The following is a 25,743-nucleotide window of genomic DNA, read 5'->3' as shown; positions in this document are numbered from 1 at the left end:
GCGGCAGGCACACAGGCGCCTGCTTCGGCTTGATTTGCGCAGGACGCGTTGAGCCGTGGTTCTCACCGAGTTCGGCGTGTGCTGCGTAGCCTTGGCCTGGAAACTGCAAGACCGTATTACAGCCGCTTCGGAAGGTCGATTTGACTTGACGGCGGCGCGGGTCGACTCCACTTGACCTGTCGGAGGCCTCGGCGCAGTGTCGAGGTAACCCTTACAAACCCTCGGGGATTTTTCGATGGCAAAACACGCCTCCGTTACCGCTACCGGCGCCACGCTCGACGCACTCCCGGTGCTGCCGCTGCGCGACGTGGTGGTTTACCCCCACATGGTGATTCCGCTCTTCGTCGGACGCGACAAGTCGATGCGCGCGCTAGAACATGCGATGGAAGGCGAACGGCAGATCCTGCTGGTGGCGCAGAAGAGTCCCGATATAGACGATCCCGCCTCGGACGACCTGCATGAGGTCGGCACCCTGGCAGGCGTGCTGCAGCTGCTCAAGCTGCCCGATGGCACCGTCAAGGTGCTGGTCGAGGGCCAGGCGCGCGTATCCATCGAGGAATATCGCAACGAGAGCGGCATGCTGATGGCCCGCTCGCGCGTGATCGAGCCGGTCTACAGTGCCAAGGAGCGCGAACTCGACGTCATCTCGCGTACGCTGGTCTCGCTGTTCGAGCAGTTGGTCAAACAAAGCCGCAAGCTACCGCCGGAAGTGCTCGCCACGCTATCGGGCATCGACGATCCTTCGCGCCTGGCCGATTCGATTGCAGCGCACCTGACGGTGCGCATGTCCGAAAAACAGAAAGTGCTGGAAACGGCCGACGTCGGCCAGCGGCTGGAGCTTTTGATCGGCCTGGTCGATGGCGAGATGGACCTGCAGCAAGTGGAAAAGCGCATTCGCGGTCGCGTTAAGTCGCAGATGGAAAAGAGCCAGCGCGAGTACTACCTCAACGAGCAGATGAAGGCGATCCAGAAGGAACTGGGCGAGGGCGAGGAAGGCGTCAACGAACTGGAGGAACTACAGAGGAAGATCGAGGACGCCGGCATGCCCAAGCCGGTGCTGGCCAAGGCCAAGCAGGAACTGTCCAAGCTCAAGCAGATGTCGCCGATGTCGGCCGAAGCTACCGTGGTGCGCAACTACCTCGACTGGCTGACCGGCGTACCGTGGAAGAAGAAGACCAAGGTGCGCAAGGACCTCGCCGTCGCGCAGGAAGTGCTCGATGCCGACCACTTCGGCTTGGAGAAGGTCAAGGACCGCATCCTCGAATACCTGGCCGTCCAGCAGCGCGTGAACACCATGAAGGGCCCGATCCTGTGCCTGGTCGGCCCGCCCGGCGTGGGCAAGACCTCGCTCGGCCAGTCGATCGCCAAGGCGACCAACCGCAAGTTCGTCCGCATGAGCCTGGGCGGCGTGCGCGACGAAGCCGAGATCCGTGGCCACCGGCGCACCTACATCGGCTCGATGCCGGGGCGCATCGTGCAGAACCTCAACAAGGTCGCTACGCGCAACCCGCTGTTCGTGCTCGACGAGATCGACAAGATGTCGATGGACTTCCGCGGTGATCCCTCCTCGGCGCTGCTCGAGGTGCTCGACCCGGAACAGAATCATGCTTTCAACGATCACTACCTGGAAGTGGACCTGGATCTCTCCGAGGTGATGTGGATCGCCACCGCCAACTCGCTCAACATTCCCGGCCCGCTGCTGGACCGCATGGAAGTCATCCGCGTGCCCGGCTACACCGAGGATGAGAAACTGGCGATCGCACAGCGCTACCTGTTGCCCAAGCAGCTGAAGGCCAACGGCCTGAAATCAGAAGAGCTGAGCATCGCCTCCGAAGCCGTGCGCGACATCGTTCGCTACTACACGCGTGAGTCGGGCGTACGCAACCTGGAGCGCGAGATCGCCAAGATCTGCCGCAAGGTGGTCAAGGAACTCACCCTGGGCCAGGTCAAGCAGGCCAAGGCCAAGCCGGCCGCGAAGGCCGCGACCAAGACGAAGAAGAAGCCGGGTGCGACACAAGTGACCGTCACGCCCGAGAACATCGAGCATTACCTGGGCGTGCGCCGCTTTGACTTCGGCCGTGCCGAGCAGGAGAACGAGGTCGGCCTGGTGACTGGCCTGGCGTGGACCTCGGTCGGCGGCGACCTGCTCAGCATCGAAGCTTCGGTGGTGCAGGGCAAGGGTAGGCTGGTGCACACCGGCCAGCTCGGCGACGTCATGAAGGAATCGATCCAGGCGGCCATGTCGGTCGTACGCGCCCGCGCGGACCAGCTTGGCATCGACCCGGACTTCTACCAGAACCTGGATGTGCACATCCACGTGCCCGAGGGCGCGACGCCGAAGGACGGTCCGAGCGCAGGCATTGCCATGTGCACCGCACTGGTCTCGGTGTTGACCAAGGTGCCGGTGCGTTCGGAAGTGGCGATGACCGGCGAGATCACGCTGCGCGGTCGCGTCCTGCCGATCGGTGGCCTCAAGGAGAAATTGCTGGCTGCACACCGCGGCGGGATCACCACGGTGATCATTCCCGAGGAGAACAAGAAGGACCTTGCAGACATTCCGGCGAACGTCACCTCTTCGCTGGACATCCACGCGGTGCGCTGGATCGACGAAGTGCTCGGCATCGCACTCGAGCAGCCGTTGCGTCCGGCCAAACCGGCGGTAGAGAGCGCGGGCGAGGAACATGCGCCGGTCGAGCCGGCGACCGAGGAATCGGCTGAGAACCGTACTCGCGCACACTGATACACAAGGTTTTTTCCCCAAGGCCGCCCTCTCCCGGGCGGCCTTTTTTTCATGTTCACGAAGCACCTTTCGAGGGGCTTCCGGCCGTAGCCGTTCCGGTCGCCATTTGCAAGTGGTCCGGGTTGGCAAGGAACCGCCGGAACCGTTGGTATTGCTTGTGTTGCGGACCGCCGTGAGGCGCTGGTATAAAGACGGCACCGCAGTCAAAGCGCCGTGCATTTGGCGTAGCGATGCGGGGTTGCGGGGGATGCCGATCATGCCATTCCATGGCGGCATTTCCCGTCCCAGACCGATCACGCGGGCAGCAAACCGTTTAAGGGAGTGTCTCAATGAATAAAACCGATCTGATCAATGCCGTCGCCGAAAAGGCCGAGCTGACCAAGGCCGACGCCGGCCGTGCCCTCGAAGCGTTCTTCGAGACGGTGCAGAAGGCGCTGAAGAAGGGCGACGATGTGTCGGTCGTCGGCTTCGGCACGTTCACCGTGCGCAAGCGCGCCGCTCGCACCGGTCGCAACCCGCGCACCAACGAGACGATCAAGATCAAGGCTTCCAAGGTGCCGGCGTTCAAGGCTGGCAAGACGCTCAAGGATGCCCTAAACTGAGCGGCTAGTTCGCTCGGTTTCGGGTGCTTAGCTCAGCGGTAGAGCGTCGCCCTTACAAGGCGAGGGTCGTAGGTTCGATCCCTACAGCACCCACCAGAATCGCGGAGTGGTAGTTCAGTCGGTTAGAATGCTGGCCTGTCACGCCGGAGGTCGCGGGTTCGAGTCCCGTCCACTCCGCCAGTAGTTCCAAGGGCGCCCGCGTGGCGCCCTTGTCGTTTATGCTTTGCCGCTTGCAAAGCTTTCGAATCGCGGGAATCCATATGCTGCAGTCGTTGAGAGACAAGATGCACGGCTGGCCGTCCATCGTCGTGCTGGGCGTGGCGGTGTTCGCCATGTCCTTCTTCGGCATCGAGGGCTATTTCACTGCCAACACCGAAACCTTCGTGGCCAAGGTCGGAAAGCAGGAGATCAGCCAGCAGGATTTCCAGAACCGCATGAACCAGCTGCGCCAGCAGGCCAGCGAGCAAATGGGTGACCAGTTCGATCCGAGCGTCTACGAGCAGCCGGAAACGAAGGAGCGCGTGCTCGATGCCATGGTCGACCAGCAGTTGCTGCTCAAGGCCAACGACGATCTGGGACTTCGCGTTTCCGATGGCGCGGTGCGCGATGCGATCGCTGCGATCCCCGCCTTCCAGGTAAACGGCCAGTTCGATGCGGCCACTTACCAGGCCGTGCTTGCCGCCCAGCGCAAGTCGCCGGCGATGTTCGAGGACGAGGTTCGCTCCTCGATGGCGATCAGCCTGGTCCCGGATGCACTTGCGGCCAGCACCATCGTCACGGCGGATGAGGTCGACCGTTTCCTGAAGCTGCGCCTGCAGCGCCGTGACGTGCGGTACGTGATGCTGCCGCGCCCGGCACTTACCGACAGCAAGGTCACCGACGCCCAGGTCCAGGCCTACTACAAGGAGCACCAGGCCGAATTCATGTCGCCAGAGCAGGTAGCCATTCGCTACGTCGAGGTGAGTGCAGCCGGCCTCAAGGCGGACAACCCGCCGACCGAGGAGGACCTGCGCAAGCGTTACGAAGACGAGAAGCAGCGTTTCGTGCAGCCGGAGCAGCGCCTGGTTTCGCACATCCTGATCGACGTGCCAAAGAACGCCACCCCGCAGCAGCAGAAGGCCGCGCTGGCCAAGGCCGAGCAGATTGCCGCCGAAGCGACGCCGCAGAACTTCGCCAACCTGGCCGAGAAGGACTCGACCGACCTTGGCTCCAGGCGCCAGGGCGGTGACCTGGGCTGGCTGGAGCAGGGGGTCACGAACAAGGCCTTCGACGAAGCGCTGTTCTCGCTGCAGAAGGGACAGATCTCCAAGCCGGTGCTGTCGGACGAGGGCTATCACGTGATCTGGCTGCGCGACGTTCGCAGTGGCCAGGCCAAGCCGTTCGAGGAAGTGCGCGGCCAACTCGAGCAAGAGGCCGTCGCCGCCGAGCGCGAACGCAAGTACAACGACGTGGCCGGCAAGCTGGCTGACAAGACCTACCAGAACCCGACCTCGCTGGAGCCCGCGGCGCAGGCACTGGACCTGCCGGTCAAGAGCACCGGCCTGTTCACCCGCGAGGGTGACAAGAGCGGCATCGCCGCCGATCCCAAGGTGGCCAAGGCGGCGTTTTCAGACGACGTACTGGTGCAGGGCAACAACTCCGGCCTGATCGACCTGGGCAATGACCACTCGCTGGTGATTCACGTCGACAAGCACGTTGCCGCGGCGGTGAAGCCGCTGGCCGAAGTGCGCGACGCCATCGAGAAGGACATCCTCGACGAGCGCACCGCCGCGGCGGCCAGGCAGCGTGCCGATGGGTTGCTGGCGCGCCTGCAGAAGGGCGAGGCGATGGACGTCGTGGCCGCCTCGGCTGGCGCCGCCGTCCAGAACGTGCCGGAGACGCTGCGTGTGCAGGAAGGCCTCCCCGAGCAATTGCGCGATGAGGCCTTCCTGTTGCCGCACCCGAAGGATGGCAAGCCGCAGTTCGCCGCGGTGGCCCTGCCGGAGGGCGCCTACGCGCTGCTCGCGGTGGACAAGGTGCAGGACGGCGACTTGTCCAAGGTGACGCCCGAACAGCGCAAGATGCTGCGCCAGAGCATGATGGCCGCGTATGGCAACGTGGCCACCGAAGGTTTCATCGACGCTCTGAAGGCAAAGACCGAGATCAAGATCGCCAAGGACCGGATGTAAGCGCCCGGCCACCGTTGCAAACCAGAGAGGCGGCCTCCGGGCCGCCTCTTTGCTTTTCGTCCTTTCCGCTTTACGGGGGGAATGCCCACAGCGTGATAGAGGGCAGGCCGCGTTCTCCTGTCGCCTGGTGTGCTGCCAGGCTTCCACCTGGCGCCATCCTGCAGGTACGAAGCGGAATGCCCAGTGCTCCGGCAAAAAAAAGGCGGCCTGAAAGGCCGCCTTGTTCATTTGTGATCCGGTTCGGTGTCAGATACCGGTCATACCCAGGATGTTGTAGCCGGCGTCCACGTAGGTGATCTCGCCGGTCACGCCCGAAGCCAGGTCGGAGCACAGGAACGCGCCGACGTTGCCAACCTCGTCGATGGTCACACTGCGCCGCAGCGGCGCATTCTCGTCCACGTGGTCGAGCATCTTGCGGAAATTGGAGATGCCCGCGGCGGCCAGGGTCTTGATCGGGCCGGCCGAGATCGCATTGACGCGCGTGCCTTCCGGGCCCAGGTTGAATGCCAGGTAGCGCACGTTCGCTTCGAGACTGGCCTTGGCCAGACCCATCACGTTGTAGTTGTTGAGCGCGCGTTCGGCGCCGAGGTAAGTCAACGTGAGGATGGCGCCGCCGCGGCCGGCCATCATCGGGCGTGCGGCCTTGGCCAGTGCGGCCAGGCTGTAGCTGGAGATGTCGTGCGCAATGGTGAAGTTCTCGCGCGTGAGGTTGTCCAGATACTGGCCCTGCAGCGCCTCGCGCGGCGCGAAGCCGACCGAGTGCACCAGGATGTCGAAACCGTCCCAGTGCTTGCCCAACTCCCCGAACATCTGTTCGATCTGGCCGTCCTGGGCGACGTCGCAGGGCAGCACGATGTTGGAGCCGAACGCATTGGCGGCTTCGTCGACGCGGTCCTTCAGCCGCTCGTTCTGATAGGTGAAGGCGAGTTGTGCGCCCTCACGATGCATCGCGTTGGCAATGCCCCAGGCGATCGAGCGCTGGCTGGCGATGCCGACGATCAGGGCACGCTTGCCGTGCAGGAATCCCATGCGTCCTCCAAGAAGTTGATGGCGCGCCAGGCGGCGCAGCCGGGTGATTTTAGCAGCGTGCCGGCTCCCATAGGTCCATGGTGTTATCGGTCGCAACCGGCCGCGGCGGTTCTTGTCTCTTTCCCCACATGGCGTAGACCAGGGCCGGAATAGGGTGGGTTGCATGCGCCTGCCGTCCAGCACGCCACCTTTCCAGGGAAAACCATGAGCGCGTCCGCCATGCGGCCTTGGAATGCCATTGCAGCGGTCGCTGCCGCACCGCTTTTGCTGGCGATCATCGAGATTTTTCACCCGCATCCCCACGATCTGTTCGAGCTGGACGTGCAACGGTGGATGCTCATCCACTACGCGCAGATCCCGCTGTTTCCGCTTGCCGCGCTGTCGATGGCGCTGCTGGTGCGCGACCGCACCGATTGGGCGGCGCGATTGTGCAAGGCCGGCATGTTCGTCTTCGCAGTGGCCTTCACCTCGTTCGACACGGCGGCCGGACTGGCGATCGGCCTGCTGGTGAAGGGAGCGGTGGCGTCCGGTCACCCCGAATCGTGGCGCGACATGATCGATGCGTTGTGGTTCGACCCCATACTCGGGGGCAAAGGCTTCACCGATGCGCCGCTGATGGGCCTGATCGGGCGTCTATCGTTATCGTTTGGCGCGGTGGCCGGCGCAATCTCCCTCAAGCGGGCGGGGCACGGCTGGCTGCCTGTGCTGCTGCTGGCCGTCGCCAGCTTCGGCATCAACGTGTTCAAGTCGCATTCCTGGCCGGGCGGACCGCTCACCTTCGGTGGCATGGCGCTGGCGGCCGGCTGGATCCGCTGGGAAAGCCTGCGCTGGCAGGCGCGTGCGGTGGCTTCCATGCAGGAGGGGGCGGATGCCTCCGTCGGCAAGGTGGCCGGGATCAAATCCCGCGTCGGCGTGCCCTGAGGGCGATCCTCCCGGGCTCTGCCTCCCAAGACTTTTCCGGACGTTCCTGAACCGGCGCGGCGTCCGCTGACCTGTATCAATGCGAAGTCCCGCCACGGCGCGCATCGTGGCTCCGTTGCAACGCGGTAACACCGGGCCGGCCAACATCATGTAGCCGCCGTCCGTGACCGGCGCGCATCCGCCACGTCCGCGAGGAGCCCGCCATGAATCAGCCCGTCAAACGCACGCCGTCCACAGAGACCAGCGGCTTGCGCCAGGTCGCCGAGCGCAGGATCGACGACGAACTGGCGCAGAGCTTCCCGGCCAGCGATCCGCCGAGCTGGACCCTTGGCGCCGCGGACCCGGGCGACGCCGGCGACACCGACAGGAGGACACCGTGACCCAGCCGCTCTACCCCGAACCGACTGCCGCGCTCGCGCGCAAGCGCAGGGAGCTCGCACCGGAACCCTTGCAGGCCTTCAAGGCTTTCAGCGCGGCGGTCTTCGCCGAGGGCGCGTTGCCGGCGCAGACCAAGCAGCTGATCGCGGTGGCGGTGGCACATGTCACCCAATGCCCGTATTGCATCAAGGGCCACACCGCCGAAGCGCTCAGGCACGGCGCCAGCGAGCAGCAGGTCATGGAGGCCATCTGGGTGGCTGCCGAGATGCGCGCCGGCGGCGCCTACGCGCATTCCGCGCTGGCGCTGGATGCCATGCAGCAGCACGCCCATCCGGGCGAGGGTGCCTGACTGCCATGGCGACGCGGTTCGAAGGAGTGTCGGCCAACGTACTCGATGCGGTGGGCGACACGCCCCTGATCGAGATCGAAGGCATTTACGCCAAGCTCGAGTTCCTCAATCCGTCCGGCTCGATCAAGGCGCGTATCGCCAAGTACATGATCGAGCGGGCCGAGCAGGAAGGCCTGCTCAAGCCTGGCGACACCATCGTCGAGGCGACCAGCGGCAATACCGGCAACGCCCTGTCGATGGTCGCCGCGGTCAAGGGTTACCGCATGCTGGTGGTGATGCCCGAGGGCCTGTCCAGCGAGCGCGTGGCGATCTCGCGCGCCTATGGTGCGGACGTGTTGTTCTGCGGCAACTTCCACGTCGACCAGGCGCTGCAGCGAGCGCGGGAGCTGGGGCGGCAGCCGGGGTTCTTCTTTCCCGGCCAGTTCGAGTCCGAGTGGAACGTGGAGGAGAACCGGCTGATCCTCGGGCCGGAGATCCTGTCCCAATTGCCGTCGGGGCGGCTGCCCGATGCGCTGGTGCTGGGCGTGGGTACCGGCGGCACGCTAGTCGGCGTCGGCCAGGCCTTCCGCGAGATCAACCCGCAGGTGCGCTTGTTCGCGATGGAACCCAGCGAGTCGCGAACCATCCTTTGCGGCGAAATCGCCGCGCACACCATCGAGGGCATCTCCGACGGCTTCGTCCCCGGCATCTTCCAGCGCAACGCCGGCCTGGTGAACGACGTCCTCAGTGTGTCCAGCGAGGATGCGGTGGCCGCGATGCGCCACCTGGCCCGCCACCACGGCCTGCTGTGCGGTCCCAGCTCGGGCGCTCACCTGCTGGCGGCCAAGCGGGTGCGCGAGCGTTTCCCGGAACTCACGACGGTGGTGACCGCGTTTTGCGACGAGGGCGAAAAGTACCTGCACGATTACTTCATGCCGGGGCAGGAAGCGGCGTCGACGACACCGCAGTTTGGATGATTTTCGTAGGCGGCCGGACCGGTGGTAGGCGCCGCACCGAATGGTGACCGGCATGGCGAGTAGCGGACGGGAGGCAGTCGCGCGCGCAGGCTTCACTCCTGCTGCTACGCGAGGCCGTTGCACTAGGCGCGGGCAATCCCCATGTTGCCGGGTTGGCCCCCAGGAACAATCACCGTGCCTGATCTCTCCGCCTTCCCCATCACCGCGCGCTGGCCGGCACGACATCCGGACCGCATCCAGCTCTATTCGCTCAACACGCCCAATGGCGTGAAGGCTTCGATCATGCTGGAGGAGACCGGGCTGGCGTACGAGCCGCACCTGGTCGACATCATGCGCGACGAGAACAAGACGCCGGAGTTCCTCTCACTCAACCCGAACGGCAAGATCCCCGCCATCATCGATCCGGACGGGCCCGGCGGCGAACCGATCGGGCTGTTCGAGTCCGGTGCGATCCTGCTCTATCTTGCAGAGAAGACGGGCATGTTCCTGTCGCCCGATCCGGCGTTGCGCTGGGAGACCATCCAGTGGGTTTTTTTCCAGATGGCGGCGATCGGGCCCATGTTCGGACAGGTCGGTTTCTTCCATAAATTCGCCGGGCGCGAGTATGAAGACAAGCGTCCGCTCGAACGCTACGTGGACGAATCGCGGCGACTGCTCGGCGTGCTGGAAGCGCGCCTGGACGAGCGACCGTGGCTGATGGGCGAGGACTACAGCATCGCAGACATCGCCACGCTGGGCTGGGTGCGCAATCTGGTCGGTTTCTACGAGGCGCGCGATCTGGTGCATTTCGACGAATTGTCGAACGTGCCTGCGTGGCTGGAGCGAGGGCTGGCGCGCCCGGCGGTGGAACGCGGCCTGCAGATCCCCAGCCGCGGTTAGTTCCCGATGTGCGCTTTGGGCTGGGTTGGTTTCGATCCGGCCGTTTCCGCCCGGGCCGGTTCCGCTCGGGCCGGGTTCACTGGAGCCGGATTCACTCGGGCCGGATTCACTCGGGCCGAGTCCAGTCGTGCATGTTCCAGCAGCGTGGTCGCCGCCGGCGACCACAAGGTCCAGTTGTGGTGTCCCGGCAGCTCGAAGGCGTGGCCCGGCGGCAACTGCGCGGCCAGCAGGCCGATGCGGTCGCGAAAGCGTTCCTTGTCGCCGTAGGCCACCCATATCGATCCGGCCCGTCCGGGGTCGCCAGACCAGCGCTGGATGTAGCGCCACAGTTCGCGCTGGTAGGTTTCCGCCGTGAATGCCTGCGACGGTCCCGGTTGCCAGCGATCGAGACCGCCCGCGGCCTGGATCTCGCGATAGAGCGGTTTGTCGCCGAGGTAGGGCGAGATCAGCAGCATGCCGTCGATCTCGCCCGGATACGCCCGGTCATACATCAGGGCGCCCATCCCACCGAGCGAGATCCCTGCCAGCCAGACCTGGTCGTAGTGCCGCACGCGAGCCGGGACGAGAACCTCCTCATGCAGGCGCTCGGCCGCTCGCCCCTCGCGATAGAAGGGCATGGTGAGGCCGGTCAGGATGACGTCGGCGTCGGGCCACTGCCGATGGATCGTCTGCGCGATGCCGCGCCTGCCCAGCGACTGCAGATCGTCGCCGCGTCCGGGCAGCATCACCACCAGCCGGTGCGGCGGTTGCGCGGCAGGTACCCATCGGGTCGGAATCGGACGGGTGATGTCCCCGCCCGCGCTACAGGCGGCCAGCAACAGGACGACCAGGGGACTCAACAGGGACGACGGATGCAGGCGCATGGAAGGATGTCCAATGAGCGGCAAGGCGCCAGCGTGCGCCGGCGGAGATGAAGGGCGCGCCCCCGGACGGGGGGACGATCTTCATAAAGCCTTGTACGCAACAGAAAGCGCGTTAGATGCTTCGCCTTGCCTTGCCTTGCCTTGCCTTGCCGTTACCTGGTCGCGACCGCGTGCGAGGTGACCTGGCTGCCGGCGCCTGATCAGCGGTTCGCCGACGCGGCGATTTCGCGCAACGCCTGCTCGAACACCTCCGGTGGCTGCCCGCCTGGGATCAGGTGCGAGCCGTTGACGATCGTCGCCGGTACCGAGCGGATGCCGCGCTGCTGGAAGAAGTGCTCCTGCGCGCGCACGTCGTCGGCATAGGCGCCGCTTTCCAGGATGCCGCGGGCCTCGTCGCCATCCAGTCCCGTCTCGCCGGCCAGGCGCACCAGCACCTCGTGCGATGCGACGTCCTGGCCGTCCGTGAAGTAGGCGCGCAGCAGCGCCTTCTTGAGCGCCAGGTGATGGCCCAGCAACTCGGCCCAGTGCAACAGGCGATGGGCATCGAAGGTGTTGTGGACGCGGCTGCCCACGCCCATGTTGAACGCGAAACCCACCGCCGCCGCCCGCTCGCGGATCACCGCTCGGTTGGCTTCCACCTGCGTCATGTCGATGCCGTACTTGCGCATCAGATGTTCCGTGGCGTCCTCGCCTTCGGCCGGCAATTGCGGGTTGAGCTCGAACGGTTGCAGATGGATGTCCGCCTCCACGATGCCGTCCAGTCGCCCGAGCGCCTGTTCGAGTGACGCGAGGCCGACGGCGCACCACGGACAGGAGACGTCCGAGACGAAATCGATGCGGAGCGGGGTCGGGGCGGTCATGGGCGGTTCCGGAGTCTGTTCGGACGTTAGATGGAGCGCGGCGATCGACATCTCAACGGCCCATGGTTTGTAGAAGCACACCTTGTGCGCGACCGCCATGCCGGCGGTGGAGCACGCGGTCGCGCACAGGGTGCGCTCCTGCAGTCGTGCGGTCATAGAACGTTCTTGCCGGCGCCTGGGTGATAGACCTGTTCGGTATGGCCCTTGAGCTGCTCGGGCCAGTAGTAGACCTCGCGCAGGTTGCCGGTGGTGTAGCGCTCGGCCTCGTCGTTGAAGTGGGGCGACTCGGGATGCCCGCTCTCCCCGCCGGCGGTGATCGCGCGCGCGCTGACCTTGGGGCCGAACTCCACTACTGCCACGAAGCTGTTGCCGCTGGTGCCGTAGTAGCGCTTGGTGCCTGGCCAGCGGTGCGCGCCGAAGGAAGCCAGCGAGCCCCAGCGCGAGGAGGTGAAGGGCACCGGGATGCTCGGCTTGCTGTCGTCGAACGGCTGCACGAGGTCGCCGTTGATGCGCTGGAAACGGTTGATTTCGCCCCATGACACGCCCCAGTGGCCAAAGTCTTTTTCCAGCCGGTCGACGGCCTCGACCAGTGCGCCAAGGCGCGCTTTCGAGCCGGCCTTCTCGGCCATGGCGTCGTAGATGGACAGCCCCTCGGCGGTATCGGCCTTGCTAACTTCGTCCCACAACGTGTCGCCCCAAAACACCGCCAGCGAGGTCGGCATCGAGGCGACGCCCCAGCGGTAGTCCCAGTGGCGGAGCAGGGAGATCGGGCCTGCAAGCTTCTTCTTCAGTGGGTCGCTTGCGGGCAATGCGTCGTAATCGGCCACGAGGATCGGGATCTGCCGTGCGAACGCCGGCAGGTAGGAGTCGAACGCGGCGGTGATCAGCGAGGCTCGCGTGAAGTTGTCCTTTCCGGTCAGCACGCGGGTGGCGTGCAGGCCGCGCGGGTTCTCGCCGAAGGTATCCATGTAGCGCGGGAAGTCTTCCTTCTTCGGGCTGTACTTGCCGGCGGCGGAGTAGGGCCAGTCGTTGGTATTGAACACCCAGCCATTGGGCGGATTGACCACATGCGGCGCCTGGTCCAGCGGCGTGAGGCCTTGCCAGTCGGTGGCCGGGTTGGAGCCATCGACGGGCCTGGTGTAGTCGAAACGATCGTCGCGCTTGGGAATGAACTGCGGGTGCAGATAGGCGATCTCGCCCTTGTCGTCGGCGAACAGCGTGTTGTTGGACGAGTTGGCCTTGAGCTCGGCCACCTTCATGTAGCTGGCGTAGTCGTGCGCCCTGGTGCGCAACCAGCTCTGCTCCAGCGCGGGGATCGGCCGGTTCATCAGCGCCATGGCGATCCATTTGTCGCCCACCTCGCGCACGATCGGGCCGTGATGGGTGAAGTACGCGGTGAAGGTGCGTTTGGCCATCGAGCCGTCCGCGGCGCGGTAGGGCACGGTGATCTCGCGCTCGGTGACGGGGCGGAGCTCCTTGCCGTAGCGGTAGTAAGGCTTCCCGTCCTTGCGCACGATGGTTTCGGCGAACTCGTCCACGACGTCCGCGCCGGTGGAGGTATGCATCCAGCCAATGTGGTGATTGAAGCCCTGGTAGACGAAGAACTGGCCCCAGGTCACCGCGCCGTAGGCGTCCAGCCCCGCGTCGGAGCTCATCTGCAATTCGGAGCGGAAGAAGAACGAGGTGTGCGGATTGATCAGCAACAGCGCGTGGCCGTCGGCGGTGAGCTTCGGTGCGATGGCGATGCCGTTGGAACCGGTCGGCTCGACCCAACTCGGATGCGCCTGGGCCATGGCCACCGGCGCCGGCGGGTCGTCGGGCTTTCCGTAGAACGCCTGCAGTTGCTCGAGCGAAACCCGCTCGATGTCACCGCCGATGCTGCCCTCGGTGAAGCTCAACGCCATCCACGGTTCGAAGTGGGCGATCACCCGCGGGTGCGCGTCCGGATGGGTGGCCAGGTAATAGTTGAGGCCGTCGGCCCACGCGTCCATCAGCTGCTTGAGCCAATCGGGACTTTGCGCGTAGAGCTTCTTCAGCTCCACCGGGTCGATGAAGAGCTTCTGGCGCAAGTCCGACCAGATCGCCTTCTCGCCTTCGGCCTCGGCCAGCCGACCCATGGAGTTGAGGTAGTTGGTCTCGACGCGGTTGAAGTCGTCCTCGGCCTGCGCGTAGACCATGCCGAACACGGCGTCGGCGTCGGTCTTGCCGTGCACATGCGCGATGCCCCAGTCGTCGCGGGCGATCGTCACGGCCTGGGCTTTTTGTTTCCAGCGCGTCTGCTCGCCCGAATCGGCATGCGCGGTGCCGACCAGGCCAAGCGCAAGCAACGTGGCCAGTGGCAGGGCGCGCAGCGCGTGATGGAGCCTCGGGCGGACCGGCATGGACGAAATGGTGGCAGGCATCATGGGCTCCCTTGCGTGGCTGGGCCGAGGGGACCGCGAGCAACCGGGTCCGCCGGACGTCGCCGGCAACCATAGCAGGCACGGTCGCCGTGCGAATCCGGCGACCGGTTGGCCGTCACGAATCGGGCCCCCCCGCTCTTGACGCCTACCAAGCTGCTGCGGCAGGTTCGGGTGATGCCTTCCCCACTGGCGACCGCCGTGTCCTTTTTCCGCTCCGGGCGCGCGACCCTGTTTCGCGTGAGCCGCCTGCTTCCGCTGGCCGTGCTGTTGACCGCCTGCGGCCCCGTGCGCAACCCCATGGCGCACTGGGTGCCCTCGCCCAACTACGACCAGCGCCGGCCGGTGGCGATCGTGATCCATTTCACCGACCAGGGCTCGGTGCAGGAGAGCCTGGATACGCTGCGCACGGCCAACAGCGGCGGGCCGGTGAGCGCGCACTACCTGATCGGCAGCGATGGCGGGATCTACCAGCTGGTCGCCGACGACAAGCGCGCCTGGCAGGCCGGACCGGGGCGCTGGGGCACCATCACCGACCTCAACTCGTCCTCGATCGGCATCGAGCTGGACAACAACGGGCATTCGCCCTTCGCCCCGGCGCAGATCGACAGCCTGCTGCGCCTGCTGGCCGACCTCACCACGCGCCTGCACATCCCGCCGACACAGATCATCGGTCACGAAGACCTGGCGCCCGGCCGCAAGGATGACCCCGGTCCGCTGTTCCCCTGGCAGCGCCTGGCCGAGGCGGGCTTCGGGCTGTGGCCGCGAGGGCCGCTGGCCGACCCGCCGCCTGGCTTCGATCCGTGGATGGCGCTGGCACTGGTGGGCTACCCGCTGGACGATCGTCCGGCCGCGGTGCGCTCCTTCCACCATCATTTCCGCGGCATGGACGGCGATGCGCTGGATGCGCAGGACTTGCGCGTGCTTTACGCGCTGTCGTGCCAACTGACCGGGACGAAGGAACTGGTGCCGGTCCCGACCCGCTAGATCGCCTTGCTCCCTCCCTCGGGGCCTGTCGCCAGGTGTCGAAATCCGGCCGGCCCGCTCGTCGGAATGATGCAAGCCCACCCGTTCCCGACGAGGAAATGCCCATGCAAGTCCAGCCCTACCTGTTTTTCGAAGGCCGCTGCGAAGAAGCCGTGGCGTTCTACCGCGATGCGCTCGGTGCGCAAGTGATCGCGCTGATGCACTACGCCGACGCGCCGCCAGGCGACGCTGGCTGCCCCGACGGGCAGATGCCGCCCGCGGACAAGGTGATGCACGCCGCGCTGCAGATCGGCCAGACCGTGGTCATGGCCTCGGACGGTTTCGCCGCCGGTCGACCGGAGTTCAAGGGGGTGTCGCTTTCCATCGCGGCCGACGACGACGCGCAGGCGCGCAAGCTGTTCGACGCGCTGGCCGCCGGCGGCCAGGTGCAGCAGCCGCTGGGCCCCAGCTTCTTCGCCTCCAGCTTCGGCATGGTGCTCGATCGCTTCGGCGTGTCCTGGATGGTGGTGGCGGGCGCGCAGGGTTGATCTCGGGTACGGAACTGTCGCTCACCGCTGTAGCGCACTGCCGAGGTCTGTAATCGAAGCCGGTGCCGCCTGACAGGACAGCGCACGGCGGCGGCTCGCCCCTCGCAGGTGACGAAATCCACGTTTTTCACTCCTCCTGCGTCGGTGATGCCGCCCGAGCATCACTGCCGTGTCCCCCAGCGGTCGGCCAGCCGTCAAGGACCAGCTGGCTGGTCGCCGAATGGCCGAGATCGAGGCGGCGCGATGCCGGCCTCGCCGGTATGCCCAACCGCGCAAGCGTAATCAACTGTCACCAACCCGGCCTTGGACGCCGCGCGCCTGCACGTCATGTCTTCGCGCTGAGGGGTGGGCCGAAGGCGTGCGGCGACCTTCCGCTTTGCGCTGGAGGCGGTCGCGCCGCCGTTGTCCGGTTACGCGGCGGCCCGCTTTGCCGGCCAGGTGCAGACGGTCGGAGCTGAGGCCGGCGCCGCGGCCACGGTACGCCCTGGCGCGGCGGGGCTGGACCTTGTCTCCTGGTCATGGTGGCGCCGCTTGCTGCCGCGGGTCTGCTGCGCCTGTCGCGCACCACCCGCACCTACGCACGCGACGTGGCCTCGGCGCGTGCTGCCGAGCGGCGCACCCGCCATCGATCCCGGACATCCGGCCACGCACACCGTCTTGACGCAAGCGCGCCCGTTCGGCGCGAAGATCGGGATATGGCAATGTTGATTCCTTCTCGGGCGTGAACGGCCCACACGGGCGCGTGCGCATTCGCCATTCATGAGACGACCGATTGAAACCATGGATTTCCCCGGCGCGCTGCGAACCGGGGGAGCGGGCGCCCGTGCCTGGGCGACCTGGATCGAACGCTTCGCAGCACACCCCGAGAGGAGCAACGCAATGAACAATCGTTTTGAACGGACCGGTCCCCTGACCGAAATTTCCAGCTATCCGCAGTGGGCGCAGGACATGGTCGGCGCCTGCGAGGAGACCAAGCAGAGCGTGATCCGCCACGAGTTGTGGGACCTGATGCGCGAGGTCAAGCTAGGGCGGCAGGGCACCCGCGACTTCATGGCGGGCATCTGGCCGGTGATCGAGCGCTTTCCGGCCTACATGGCGCGCAACCTGCTCAAGACCCAGTACGGGCGCAGTCCCGGCGACAACATGGCCAGGCGCTGGCTGGTGCGCAACATCCGCGTCGAGCAGAACCACGCCGACCACTGGCTCAACTGGTCCGAGGGTGCCGGCGTGCCGCGCTGGGACGTCCTTTACGGCGAGCGCGCGCAGGGCACCCAGGTCCTGGCCGACTGGTGCGAGGAGGTCAGCGAGCATGACAGCCTGGCCGCCGGCATCGTGGCGACCAACTATGCGGTCGAAGGCGCCACCGGCGAGTGGTCGCAGCTGATCTACGACAGCGCCAGCTACGCCCAGAGCATGCCCTCGGACAAGCGCGTGCAGAGCCTGCGCTGGTTGCAGTTGCATGCCGCTTATGACGACACCCACCCCTGGGAGGCCCTGGAGATCGTGTGTACCCTCAAGGGAACCGCACCGGCTGCCGATGAAGTGGACCACCTGACCGAGTGCGTCAAGCGCAGTTACACCGGCATGCGGATCCTTGCCGATCGTTGCATCGGGCAGGCACGCGTTTACGGAACCGTGAACGAGGCAGCGGCTTGATGGCGCATGAAAGTTGAACAATCACCCGTAGAATTGCGCGGGTCAGCCACAGGATAAGGGACCAGATGCCTGCTGCCGTGCCCAGCTTGTCCTCACTGCCCCGGCGTCTGTTGCCGTTGGCATGGGGACTTGCGGCCGTCATCGGGCTGATCCTGGCCTTTACCTGGGGCGCATTGCAGGTCCAGGTTGCTCTCGCCGGGTTCCTCAACGGCGAGAGCATCTGGTCGAAAGCGCAGAAACAGGCGGTCATCGACCTGCGCAACTATGCCGCCAGCGGCAGTCCGGCGGACCTTGCCGCCTACCGCCGCAACTACGACATCCTCCGCATCGATCGCTGGACGCGCGACGTGGTGGCCACCGGCGACTATGATCGCGCGGCCGTGGCCGACGCGCTGGTGCAGGTCAACACCATGCAGTCGGCCGTGCCCGGCGTGATCTTCATGCTCGACCATTTCGCTTCCGGGCCCTACATGGAGGAGGCGCTCGCGGCGTGGCGGTCGGTCGATCGCCAGGTCGCCGAACTGGACACGATCGCCCACGAGTTGCAGGCGGCCCACGCGCGCGGCGCGATGGACCCGGCCAGCATCGCGCGCCAGCAGGCGCGCATCCGCGCGTTGAACGATTACATCGAACCCCGCGCCAAGGTGTTTTCGCAGGAAGTGGCCCACGGTGCCGTCTGGATGGGCCGGGTGCTGTACTCGACCATCTTCGGAGCCACCTGCCTGGCGACGCTGCTGTGGCTGTGGATGGCCAGGCGCGTTCTGGCCAACGTGCGTGGCACCGAAGAGCGCTACCGGCTGCTGTTCGATCGCGCACCGGACGCCATCGTCATGGTGGACGAGCAGGGCGGCCGCATCCTGGATGCCAACCACAAGGCGGTCGAATGGACCGGGCGCGGGCAACAGGAACTCCTGGGCATGCCGTTTGCCGCACTGTTCGAGCGCGGCCAGCCACACGGGGAGGGCGTGACGCAGGGCGCGTTGCGCAGCGGCGGGGAGTCTTCCCGGCCGGTGGAAACGCAGAGCAGCCTGGTCCGTTGGGGCGAACGCCAGGTGCGGCAGGCGATCATCCGCGACATTTCCGAACGCATCAGCCTGGAGCAGGAGCGGCGCATTGCCGCCGAGGCACTGGCCAGCATCGCCGAAGGCGTGATCATCGCCGACGCCGGGCGCAGGGTGCTCTCGATCAACGCGGCGCACGTCGCCATTACCGGCCTGTCCTTGCAGGAGATGCTGGGCCGCCGCTTCGACGAAACCCGCCGCCTGCCCGACGACAGCCCGCTGCCGCCCTCGGTATGGGAAACCCTTGAAGCCGGCGGCAATTGGCTGGGCGAGGTGCACAGCCAGCGTGCCGATGGCAGCGTCTATCCCGAACTGCTCAGCATCAGCGTGATCCGCGACATGGACGAGCGCGTGCAGCACTACGTCGCGGTGTTCACCAATATCAGCACCACCAAGGCGAACCAGCGTCGGCTGGAGCACCTCGCAACCCATGACCCGTTGACCGGGCTGGCCAATCGCGCCGAGTTCGAGCGCCAGTGCGCGCTCGCGCTCAACACGGCCGACCGCGAGCACGGCGCGGTGGCAGTGCTGTTCATCGATTTGGACGCCTTCAAGGTCGTCAACGACAGCTATAGCCACGCCATCGGCGACCGCCTGCTGGTGCACGTTGCCGAGCGCATCAGCCGCGACCTGGGCGAGCACGACGTCGCCGGGCGCATCGGCGGCGACGAGTTCACCGTGCTGATCGGCAAGCTGGTCTCGCGCGAACAGGCCAGCACGCTGGCGCAACGGCTGCTGGCCGTGCTGGGCGAACCGATGAAGGTGGGCGAGTACGAAGTGGCGCTGAGCGCCAGTATCGGCATCGCCGGCTATCCGCTCGACGGCAGCGATCCGGTCACCCTGATCGCCAACGCCGACGCCGCCATGTACGCGGCCAAGACGCAGGAGCGCAACACCTACCGTTTCTATTCGCCGATGATGCAGGCCGATGCGCGCAAGCGCCTGGCGCTGGCGGCGGAATTGCGCCAGGCGCTCGCGCGCGGCGAGTTCCGGCTGGTGTACCAACCGAGCGTGGATCTGCGCAACGGCAAGGTGGTCGCGGTCGAGGCGCTGCTGCGCTGGCGCCATCCGGCACGCGGCGAGGTGTCGCCGGCCGAGTTCATCCCGATGGCCGAGAAGCTGGGCCTGATCCGCCACGTGGACGATTGGGTGCTGCAGGCCGTGGCCCGGCAGATGCGCCAATGGGACGCGGAAGGCATGCCGCCGATCCGCGTCGCGGTGAACATTTCCGCCGGCTCCTACGGTGCGCCGCATTTCGTCGAGGACGTGCGTCGTTGGCTGGTCGCCGAGCAGGTCGCGCCGCAGCGCCTGCTGCTGGAGATCACCGAGGGCGCGATCCTGCGCCTGGGCGACGAGATGGAGCGCACCATGAATGCGCTGCATGCATTGGGCGTGGGCGTGGCGATCGACGACTTCGGTACCGGCTATTCCTCGATGGCCTACCTCAAATTGCCGGCGATCGCCTTCCTCAAGATCGACAAGAGCTTCGTCGACGGCTTACCGGGCAGCTCGCACGACGCGGCCATCGTCGAGGCGATGCTGGCGCTGTCCAAGCGGCTGGGGCTGTGCGCCATCGCCGAAGGCATCGAGACCGAGGCGCAGCACGAGTTCCTGCTGCGCGCCGGCTGCACCGAGGGCCAAGGCTACCTGTATGCGCGTGCGCTGGAAGTGCAGGAGATCGAGCGCATGCTGCGTCCCGGCCACCGCCCCGGTTCCGCCAAGCTGCGGCTGGTGCCCCCCGCGCACTGATCGCGCGCCCGCAGGGAGGCCTTCCTGCGACACTCCAGACGCGCGCCCGTCAACCCACCGGCCTGATGCACCTGAGAGCGGTGGGCGGAAACCCACCCTATGGCATCGGTGAGCGGCGCTTTGGGCGCCGATCGGTTCCCTGTCAGCGCAGGCGCACCTGGACCCTCTGCTGCTGCGGTCGGTACAGCGTCGGCAGCCATTGTTTCAGGTGCGCCACCTTGGGTGCGTCGTTGTAGACGATGTAGGTGTTGTCGGGGTGCTGCGCGGCAAAGTTCTGGTGGTAGCCCTCGGCTGCGTAGAACATCTTCAGCGGCACCACCTGGGTGACGATCGGCGCGGCGAAGGCATGCGCCGCGGTGAGCTGGGCGATATAGGCATCGGCCACCCGTTGCTGCTGGGGCGTGGCGTAGAAAACCACCGAGCGGTACTGGTTGCCCACGTCCGGTCCCTGGCGGTCGAGTTGGGTGGGATCGTGGGCGACGGAGAAGAACACCTTCAGCAGCTGCCCGTAGCTGACCTTGGCCGGGTCGTAGATCACCTTGACCGATTCGGCATGTCCCGTATCGCCGTCGCTGACCTGCTCGTAAGTGGCAGTGTCGGCGGCGCCGCCGGCGTAACCGGACCAGGCCTCGCGCACGCCGCGGACATGATCGAACACGGCTTCGACACCCCAGAAGCAGCCGCCTGCAAACACCGCGACCTGCTCACCGGATTGGGACGGCGCGGGATCCAGGCGTGGATCGGGTAGGTGGGCTGCGTCGGCCGATGCCGGACCGGGGACGCCGCAGCCGGCCAGCATGGCGCCGGCCAGGGGGAGAAGGGCAAGCCATCGAGCTGGCATGTAAACACCTCGCAACGGTCAGAAATAGCTACGGATGCATGCCGGGAACGGGTGCGCGTGGCTTACCGGTTGTTCGCTGGAGGGGGCGTCGGAGTTACAGGCTGTACCCACGAAGAGCATCGCCCACAAGCGGGCTCCTGCACGGAAGGTTTTCAGGACACGTGGATTTCCACGTCGCCCAGGCTCACGGTCTGTCCCGCGTGGATCTTGCAGGTCTTGCGCAGTTCCTGCTGTCCATCGACGTGGACCTCCCCACTGGCGACCAGCATCTTGCCGGCGCCGCCGCTGTCGCACAGCCCCACGAGTTTCAGCAACTGGTTGAGCTCGACGTGGTCGCGGTCAAGCTGGAAGGTAAGCGTTTGCATGGATGGCGTGCGGCAGGCTGGGGGGCGGGCAGTGTAATGGGGGGCGCACGCGACGAGGGCGCCGCGATCGCGACGCCCTCGTGAGAAGCCAGGCTCGACGCCTTAGTGGTAGTAGCTGCTGATGCGGTTGGTGAAGGTGGTATCGGCGAAGTCCGGCCAGTTGTCCTGGTCGAAACCCGGCGCGTCTTTCAGACGGTCCTTGGAAACGTCGAGTACCAGGCAATGGTTCTCGGTGTCCAGACGCATCGCGTTCCACGGCACGGCGAACAGCTTGTTGCCCATGCCGAGAACGCCGCCGAAGGTCAGCACGGCGTACTGGATGGTGCCGCTGGCGGTGTCGATCATGAGGTCCTTGATCTCTCCCAGGTCCTCGCCCGAGGCGTTGCGAACGTTCTCGCCGCTGAGCGTGCTCGAAGCCAGCACGGGGCCAGTACCCATGCCTGCGCGGGTGGTGTTGGCCGAGTTGAAACCGGTCGATTGGATGGTCATGGCGGATCTCCTGGGCAGTGGGGGAAATCGTCGTCGTCGCGACGGTTTCCAGCCTGCCTCAACCGCCGTGACGCGAGGGGCAAACGACCGTAAACATCCTCTCAGGCAGCTTTTCGGCGCGCGTCGACGCGCGCCTGCAAAGCCATGGCGGCCGCGGGGTTGCGCTCCTTCGCGCTGCTGATGAAGAAGATGAACACTTCCCGCAGTGCAGTGTCCGGTTGCGGCGAACCCGCGTGCGGCAGCTCGGTCAGGTCCTTGCCCTGCGCCCAGCCGTGCGCGCGTTCGGCCCAGGTGTCCAGCGCCGAGGCGGGATAGCCGTCCGGCTCGTCGGTGGCACTACGCATCAGTCGCGCGTAGACGAAGTCGCCGGTGAGGTCGGCGAACGACGGGTATTGCGTCGCATCGGTGAACACGGTGGGCACGCCGTGCGCGCGGGCGAGCTCGACATAGCGTTCGCAGGCAAAGCTGCGATGGCGCACCTCCAGCACGTGGCGCAGTGGCCGGCCGTCGAGTTCACGGGGCAACGCGTCGAGGAAGCCGGCGATATCGTCCTCGTCGAACGGCCGCGAGGGGCCGAGCTGCCAGTTGATCGGTCCCAGCCGTTCGCCCATTTCCGCGATGCCGCCGGACACGAACGCCTCGATGCCCTTGCCGGCACCGGCGAGCTTCTTGCTCTCGACCACGTAACGCGGCGCCTTGAGCGCGAACACGAAGCCCTCGGGGGTTTCGGCCGCCCACTTGGCGTAGGTAGCCGGCTTCTGCGCGCCGTAGAACGTACCGTTGATCTCGATCGCGCGGAGCTGACGGCTGGCGTATTCCAACTCGCGCCGCTGCACCAGGCCCGCGGGGTAGAAGTTGTTGCGCCAGGGCGCGAACGTCCAGCCGCCGATGCCGACTCGGATGGGCCCGGCGGGCGGTGCGGTGCGGGACGGTGTCATTGGGGTGCTCCTTCGGCGGACGTAAATCCTGGCATGCCTCCCGGATCAGGCGCGTGAGCGGCGTGACTTGCGGCACGCGCACGGTGTTCATGGGCCGGCGTATCTGTGCAGGGCTTCCTCCCCGCGCTACAAGGATCGAGCATGTCCCGACTGACCGGTAGTGTGCTGGCCGTCTTCCTCGTCTGTGGCCTGGTTCCGTTTTCGCTTCGAGCCGCATCGTCGTCGCAGCAACCTGAAATTTTCGCCCCGGGCATCGTTTCGGGCCCGGCCGCCGAAGACTCGGCGGCGTTTGCGCCCGACGGGCAAACCGTTTTCTTCGATCGCATCCGCTGGCCCAACGCCGCGATCCTGGTGTCGCACCGGACCACGACGGGCTGGTCGTCGCCCGAGATCGCGCCGTTTTCCGGCCGCTGGCTCGACCACGATCCGGCGATGTCGCCGGACGGCTCGTTCCTCGTCTTCACCTCCAACCGTCCCGATCGGCCGGGCGGCGAGGCGGTGGATGCGGTGATGGCCAACGGCAAGCTCGCGCCGGGCTCCGGCGGGCATCTGTGGCGGGTCGACCGGAAGGGCAGTGGCTGGGGCGAACCGGTGCGCTTGCCCGATGCGGTCAACGCCAGCAGCCGGACCTACGCGCCGAGCGTGGTCGCGGACGGCAGCGTGTATTTCCAGGCACCGGGTATGGGCGGCGATTTCCGGCTCTATCGGGCGCAGTACCGCGGCGGGAGCTACCGGGCGCCGGTGGAGGTGTCGTTGGGTGACGAGGCAGCGCACAAGCTCGACCCGGCCGTCGCGCCGGACGAATCGTTCATCGTGTTCGACGCCAACTTTGGCGACAAGGCCCAGCCCGACCGCCTATATATCGCCTTCCGCGAAGGCGACCACTGGGGCACGCCGGTCGACCTGGGCGACGAAGTGAACAAGGGTTCGCCCTGGGGTTCGCACCTCGGTCCGGACCATCGCACGCTGTATTTCTCCAGCACGCGCGGCGTGCCCGTGCATTACCCGCGCAACGACGCGCAAGGCCACCACGACATGGCGCGCATGGATGCCTGGGACAACGGCCTGGAGAACCTGTGGTCGATCTCCCTGGCGCCCTGGATCGAGGCCCATGCCCGAGGCGCCGAGCGGACGCGGCATGCTGGCGTCGTGCCGGTTTTGCCGCGATAGTGGGGCGATCTCAAAGCGGAGTCCGTTCGATGACCCAGCCTGTTTTCTCCACCCGCCTGGCGGTCGCCTGCGCCCTGTTGTTCGCGACCACCGGAGCGCTGGCCCAGACGCCCGCGGAGCGGCCGCTGCCGCCACCGGTGTCCACCGGCGACACCGCACGGCCGATGCAGCCCGCGCAACTGGCCGACTTTGGCGCCTACGTGGACAGTGCGCGCAAGACCTTCGACGTGCCGGGCATCGCCGTGGCGATCGTCAAGGACGGCCACGTGGTGATGGAGCAAGGCTTCGGCCTGCGCGAGCTGGGCAAGGCCGACAAGGTGGATGCGAACACGCTGTTCGCGATCGCCTCCAACACCAAGGCCTTCACCGCCGCCGCGCTGCAGCAGCTTGCGGAGCAGGGCAAGCTGGACATGGACGACCGGGTGATCGAACACCTGCCGTGGTTCCGCATGTCCGATGCCTACGTCACGCACGAGATGCGCATCCGCGACCTGCTGGCGCATCGCAGCGGCCTGTCGCTGGGCGCCGGCGACCTGCTGTACTGGCCGCCGACCAACTACACGACCAAGGACGTCGTCGAGCGCCTGGCCAAGGTGCCGATCAAGAACGGCTTCCGCGCCGGCTACGCCTACGACAACATCCTGTTCGCGGTGGCCACGCTGGTGATCGAGCATGCGTCCGGCCAGAGCTACGCCGATTACGTGCGCACGCATATCTTCCAGCCGGTCGGCATGGACCAGTCGCTGATCGACAAGACCTACCTCAATAGTGGCATGGACGTGGCCACCGGCCACGCCAAGGCCGACTTCAAGGACCTCGAACCCGTACCGCCGATGGCCTGGCTCAACGACCCGGGCGCCGGTGGCATCTATTCCAGCGTGCACGACCTGGCCAAGTGGATGAACGTGCAGCTGGCCGGCGGCGAGCTGCCCACGACCGGCGCCGACGGCAAGCCCAAGCGGCTTTTCTCGGAGGACAGCCAGCGCCAGATGTGGTCGATGCTCACGCCGATCGAGATCCACAAGGCACAGGTGCCCGAGCTCGCCTCGCTGACGCCCAACTTCTTCGGCTACGGCGAAAGCTGGTTCCTGTCCGATTACCAGGGCAAAAAGCTGGTCTGGCACACCGGCGGCTGGCCGGGCATGGTTTCGCGCGTGACGCTGGTGCCCGAGCTCAAGCTGGGCGTGGTGGTGCTGACCAACGCCGAGTCGGGCGCGGCCTTCAATGCGGTCACCTACCGCGTGCTCGACGCCTACCTCAACGCTGGCAAGAAGACCGACTGGGTGGCCGTCTACGACAAGGCGGTGAAGAAGGCGCAGGCCAAGGCCGACGACAGCATGGCCAGGCACGAGGCCGCGCGCGACAAGGACAGCAAGCCGTCGCTGCCGTTGGCCGGTTACGCTGGCACCTACCGTGACCCGTGGTACGGCGACGTCATCGTCAGTCGCGAGGACGGCAAGCTGCGCATGCGCTTCAGCCACACGTCGCAGCTGGTCGGCACCATGACGCCCTGGCAGCACGACACCTTCACCGTTCGCTGGGACGACCGCACGCTCAACGCCGATGCCTTCGTGACCTTCGCGCTGGACGAGGACGGCCACGTGCGCGAGGCACGCATGGACCCGATCTCGCCGCTGACCGATTTCAGCTTCGACTTCCAGGACCTGCGCCTGGCGCCGGTGGCGAAGGACGGCAAGGGCTCGGACGATTGACCTCCAGGGGGCCGGGCAACCGGCCCTTTTTTTCGTTCACCTGACCGTCTTGCAGGAGGACCCTTGAGCGCGACCGGAATGCCAACCATCAACTCGTTGCCAGG

The 25,743-nt window shown here is 66.3% G+C and carries 22 protein-coding genes and 2 tRNA genes; 16 read left to right on the top strand and 8 right to left on the bottom strand.

The window, feature by feature from the left end:
• Positions 1–235 precede the first annotated feature (235 nt).
• From lon to ACFWZ4_RS01535, 5 genes are all read left to right on the top strand, one after another.
• Entirely contained in the window at positions 236–2,740 is a 2,505-nt protein-coding gene (gene lon, locus ACFWZ4_RS01555) for an endopeptidase La (RefSeq protein WP_439703011.1), read from the top strand.
• A gap of 329 nt (positions 2,741–3,069) precedes the next feature.
• The gene (locus tag ACFWZ4_RS01550) at positions 3,070–3,342 is read left to right on the top strand and encodes an HU family DNA-binding protein (protein ID WP_209623098.1); all 273 of its coding nucleotides are present in this window, start codon (positions 3,070–3,072) and stop codon (positions 3,340–3,342) included.
• A gap of 21 nt (positions 3,343–3,363) precedes the next feature.
• A tRNA-Val gene (locus tag ACFWZ4_RS01545) sits at positions 3,364–3,438 on the top strand.
• A gap of 7 nt (positions 3,439–3,445) precedes the next feature.
• Positions 3,446–3,522 (top strand) — tRNA-Asp (locus tag ACFWZ4_RS01540).
• A gap of 80 nt (positions 3,523–3,602) precedes the next feature.
• Complete coding sequence (locus ACFWZ4_RS01535) at positions 3,603–5,510, top strand: SurA N-terminal domain-containing protein (protein WP_439703010.1); 1,908 nt, start codon at positions 3,603–3,605, stop codon at positions 5,508–5,510.
• Between the two features lie 246 nt (positions 5,511–5,756).
• Here the strand turns inward: ACFWZ4_RS01535 and ACFWZ4_RS01530 are convergent, their stop codons facing one another.
• On the bottom strand, positions 5,757–6,539 hold the full coding sequence (locus ACFWZ4_RS01530) for an enoyl-ACP reductase FabI (RefSeq protein ID WP_231325415.1): 783 nt from the start codon (positions 6,537–6,539) through the stop codon (positions 5,757–5,759).
• Positions 6,540–6,743: 204 nt separating this feature from the next.
• On the opposite strand from ACFWZ4_RS01530, the gene ACFWZ4_RS01525 reads away from it, so the two are divergent.
• The 5 genes from ACFWZ4_RS01525 (at position 6,744) to ACFWZ4_RS01505 (ending at position 10,022) form a co-directional block, all read left to right on the top strand.
• Entirely contained in the window at positions 6,744–7,460 is a 717-nt protein-coding gene (locus ACFWZ4_RS01525; RefSeq protein WP_439703009.1) for a hypothetical protein, read from the top strand.
• A 203-nt stretch (positions 7,461–7,663) separates the two neighbouring features.
• Positions 7,664–7,840 (top strand): hypothetical protein, encoded by a 177-nt coding sequence (locus tag ACFWZ4_RS01520; protein ID WP_439703008.1) that lies wholly within the window; start codon positions 7,664–7,666, stop codon positions 7,838–7,840.
• On the top strand, positions 7,837–8,187 hold the full coding sequence (locus ACFWZ4_RS01515; RefSeq protein ID WP_439703007.1) for a carboxymuconolactone decarboxylase family protein: 351 nt from the start codon (positions 7,837–7,839) through the stop codon (positions 8,185–8,187). Before ACFWZ4_RS01520 ends, ACFWZ4_RS01515 begins: the two co-directional genes overlap by 4 nt.
• Before the next feature lie 5 nt (positions 8,188–8,192).
• Positions 8,193–9,143 carry a PLP-dependent cysteine synthase family protein gene (locus ACFWZ4_RS01510; RefSeq protein WP_439703006.1) on the top strand — a complete coding sequence of 317 codons (951 nt, stop codon included), beginning with the start codon at positions 8,193–8,195 and terminating at the stop codon, positions 9,141–9,143.
• Between the two features lie 174 nt (positions 9,144–9,317).
• Positions 9,318–10,022 carry a glutathione S-transferase N-terminal domain-containing protein gene (locus tag ACFWZ4_RS01505; RefSeq protein WP_439703005.1) on the top strand — a complete coding sequence of 235 codons (705 nt, stop codon included), beginning with the start codon at positions 9,318–9,320 and terminating at the stop codon, positions 10,020–10,022.
• Here ACFWZ4_RS01505 and ACFWZ4_RS01500 read toward each other — a convergent pair.
• The 3 genes from ACFWZ4_RS01500 to ACFWZ4_RS01490 all read right to left on the bottom strand — a co-directional run bounded on the left by ACFWZ4_RS01500 (position 10,019) and on the right by ACFWZ4_RS01490 (position 14,126).
• Positions 10,019–10,885, bottom strand: coding sequence for an alpha/beta hydrolase (locus tag ACFWZ4_RS01500; RefSeq protein ID WP_439703004.1), 867 nt, complete (start codon positions 10,883–10,885; stop codon positions 10,019–10,021). The two genes, ACFWZ4_RS01505 and ACFWZ4_RS01500, sit on opposite strands and share 4 nt — an antisense overlap.
• A gap of 200 nt (positions 10,886–11,085) precedes the next feature.
• Positions 11,086–11,745, bottom strand: coding sequence for a DsbA family oxidoreductase (locus tag ACFWZ4_RS01495; RefSeq protein WP_439703003.1), 660 nt, complete (start codon positions 11,743–11,745; stop codon positions 11,086–11,088).
• Positions 11,746–11,897: 152 nt separating this feature from the next.
• Positions 11,898–14,126 carry a penicillin acylase family protein gene (locus tag ACFWZ4_RS01490; RefSeq protein ID WP_439703758.1) on the bottom strand — a complete coding sequence of 743 codons (2,229 nt, stop codon included), beginning with the start codon at positions 14,124–14,126 and terminating at the stop codon, positions 11,898–11,900.
• Positions 14,127–14,321: 195 nt separating this feature from the next.
• On the opposite strand from ACFWZ4_RS01490, the gene ACFWZ4_RS01485 reads away from it, so the two are divergent.
• The 4 genes from ACFWZ4_RS01485 (at position 14,322) to ACFWZ4_RS01470 (ending at position 20,124) form a co-directional block, all read left to right on the top strand.
• Complete coding sequence (locus ACFWZ4_RS01485; RefSeq protein ID WP_439703002.1) at positions 14,322–15,131, top strand: N-acetylmuramoyl-L-alanine amidase; 810 nt, start codon at positions 14,322–14,324, stop codon at positions 15,129–15,131.
• Positions 15,132–15,235: 104 nt separating this feature from the next.
• Positions 15,236–15,658 (top strand): VOC family protein, encoded by a 423-nt coding sequence (locus ACFWZ4_RS01480; protein ID WP_439703001.1) that lies wholly within the window; start codon positions 15,236–15,238, stop codon positions 15,656–15,658.
• A gap of 879 nt (positions 15,659–16,537) precedes the next feature.
• Positions 16,538–17,314, top strand: a complete 777-nt coding sequence (locus tag ACFWZ4_RS01475) for a TenA family transcriptional regulator (protein WP_439703000.1) — start codon at positions 16,538–16,540, stop codon at positions 17,312–17,314.
• Positions 17,315–17,379: 65 nt separating this feature from the next.
• Positions 17,380–20,124 (top strand): putative bifunctional diguanylate cyclase/phosphodiesterase, encoded by a 2,745-nt coding sequence (locus tag ACFWZ4_RS01470; RefSeq protein WP_439702999.1) that lies wholly within the window; start codon positions 17,380–17,382, stop codon positions 20,122–20,124.
• Between the two features lie 142 nt (positions 20,125–20,266).
• Here the strand turns inward: ACFWZ4_RS01470 and msrA are convergent, their stop codons facing one another.
• The 4 genes from msrA to ACFWZ4_RS01450 all read right to left on the bottom strand — a co-directional run bounded on the left by msrA (position 20,267) and on the right by ACFWZ4_RS01450 (position 22,757).
• Positions 20,267–20,965 (bottom strand): peptide-methionine (S)-S-oxide reductase MsrA, encoded by a 699-nt coding sequence (gene msrA, locus ACFWZ4_RS01465; protein ID WP_439702998.1) that lies wholly within the window; start codon positions 20,963–20,965, stop codon positions 20,267–20,269.
• 152 nt (positions 20,966–21,117) lie between these two features.
• The gene (locus tag ACFWZ4_RS01460; protein WP_439702997.1) at positions 21,118–21,330 is read right to left on the bottom strand and encodes an RNA-binding S4 domain-containing protein; all 213 of its coding nucleotides are present in this window, start codon (positions 21,328–21,330) and stop codon (positions 21,118–21,120) included.
• Positions 21,331–21,432: 102 nt separating this feature from the next.
• A complete protein-coding gene (locus ACFWZ4_RS01455; protein ID WP_439702996.1) occupies positions 21,433–21,819 on the bottom strand; it encodes a PRC-barrel domain-containing protein in 387 nt (128 codons plus the stop codon).
• A 101-nt stretch (positions 21,820–21,920) separates the two neighbouring features.
• Complete coding sequence (locus ACFWZ4_RS01450; protein ID WP_439702995.1) at positions 21,921–22,757, bottom strand: DUF72 domain-containing protein; 837 nt, start codon at positions 22,755–22,757, stop codon at positions 21,921–21,923.
• Positions 22,758–22,898: 141 nt separating this feature from the next.
• Here ACFWZ4_RS01450 and ACFWZ4_RS01445 point away from each other — a divergent pair, with 141 nt between their 5' ends.
• Positions 22,899–23,927, top strand: coding sequence for a TolB family protein (locus ACFWZ4_RS01445; protein ID WP_439702994.1), 1,029 nt, complete (start codon positions 22,899–22,901; stop codon positions 23,925–23,927).
• Positions 23,928–23,956: 29 nt separating this feature from the next.
• On the top strand, positions 23,957–25,639 hold the full coding sequence (locus ACFWZ4_RS01440) for a serine hydrolase (RefSeq protein WP_439702993.1): 1,683 nt from the start codon (positions 23,957–23,959) through the stop codon (positions 25,637–25,639).
• Positions 25,640–25,743 lie beyond the last annotated feature (104 nt).

It is taken from the genome of Frateuria sp. GZRe12 (assembly GCF_051900535.1).
Classification (GTDB): domain Bacteria; phylum Pseudomonadota; class Gammaproteobacteria; order Xanthomonadales; family Rhodanobacteraceae; genus Frateuria_A.
This window is presented reverse-complemented; position numbering and strand designations above follow the sequence as displayed.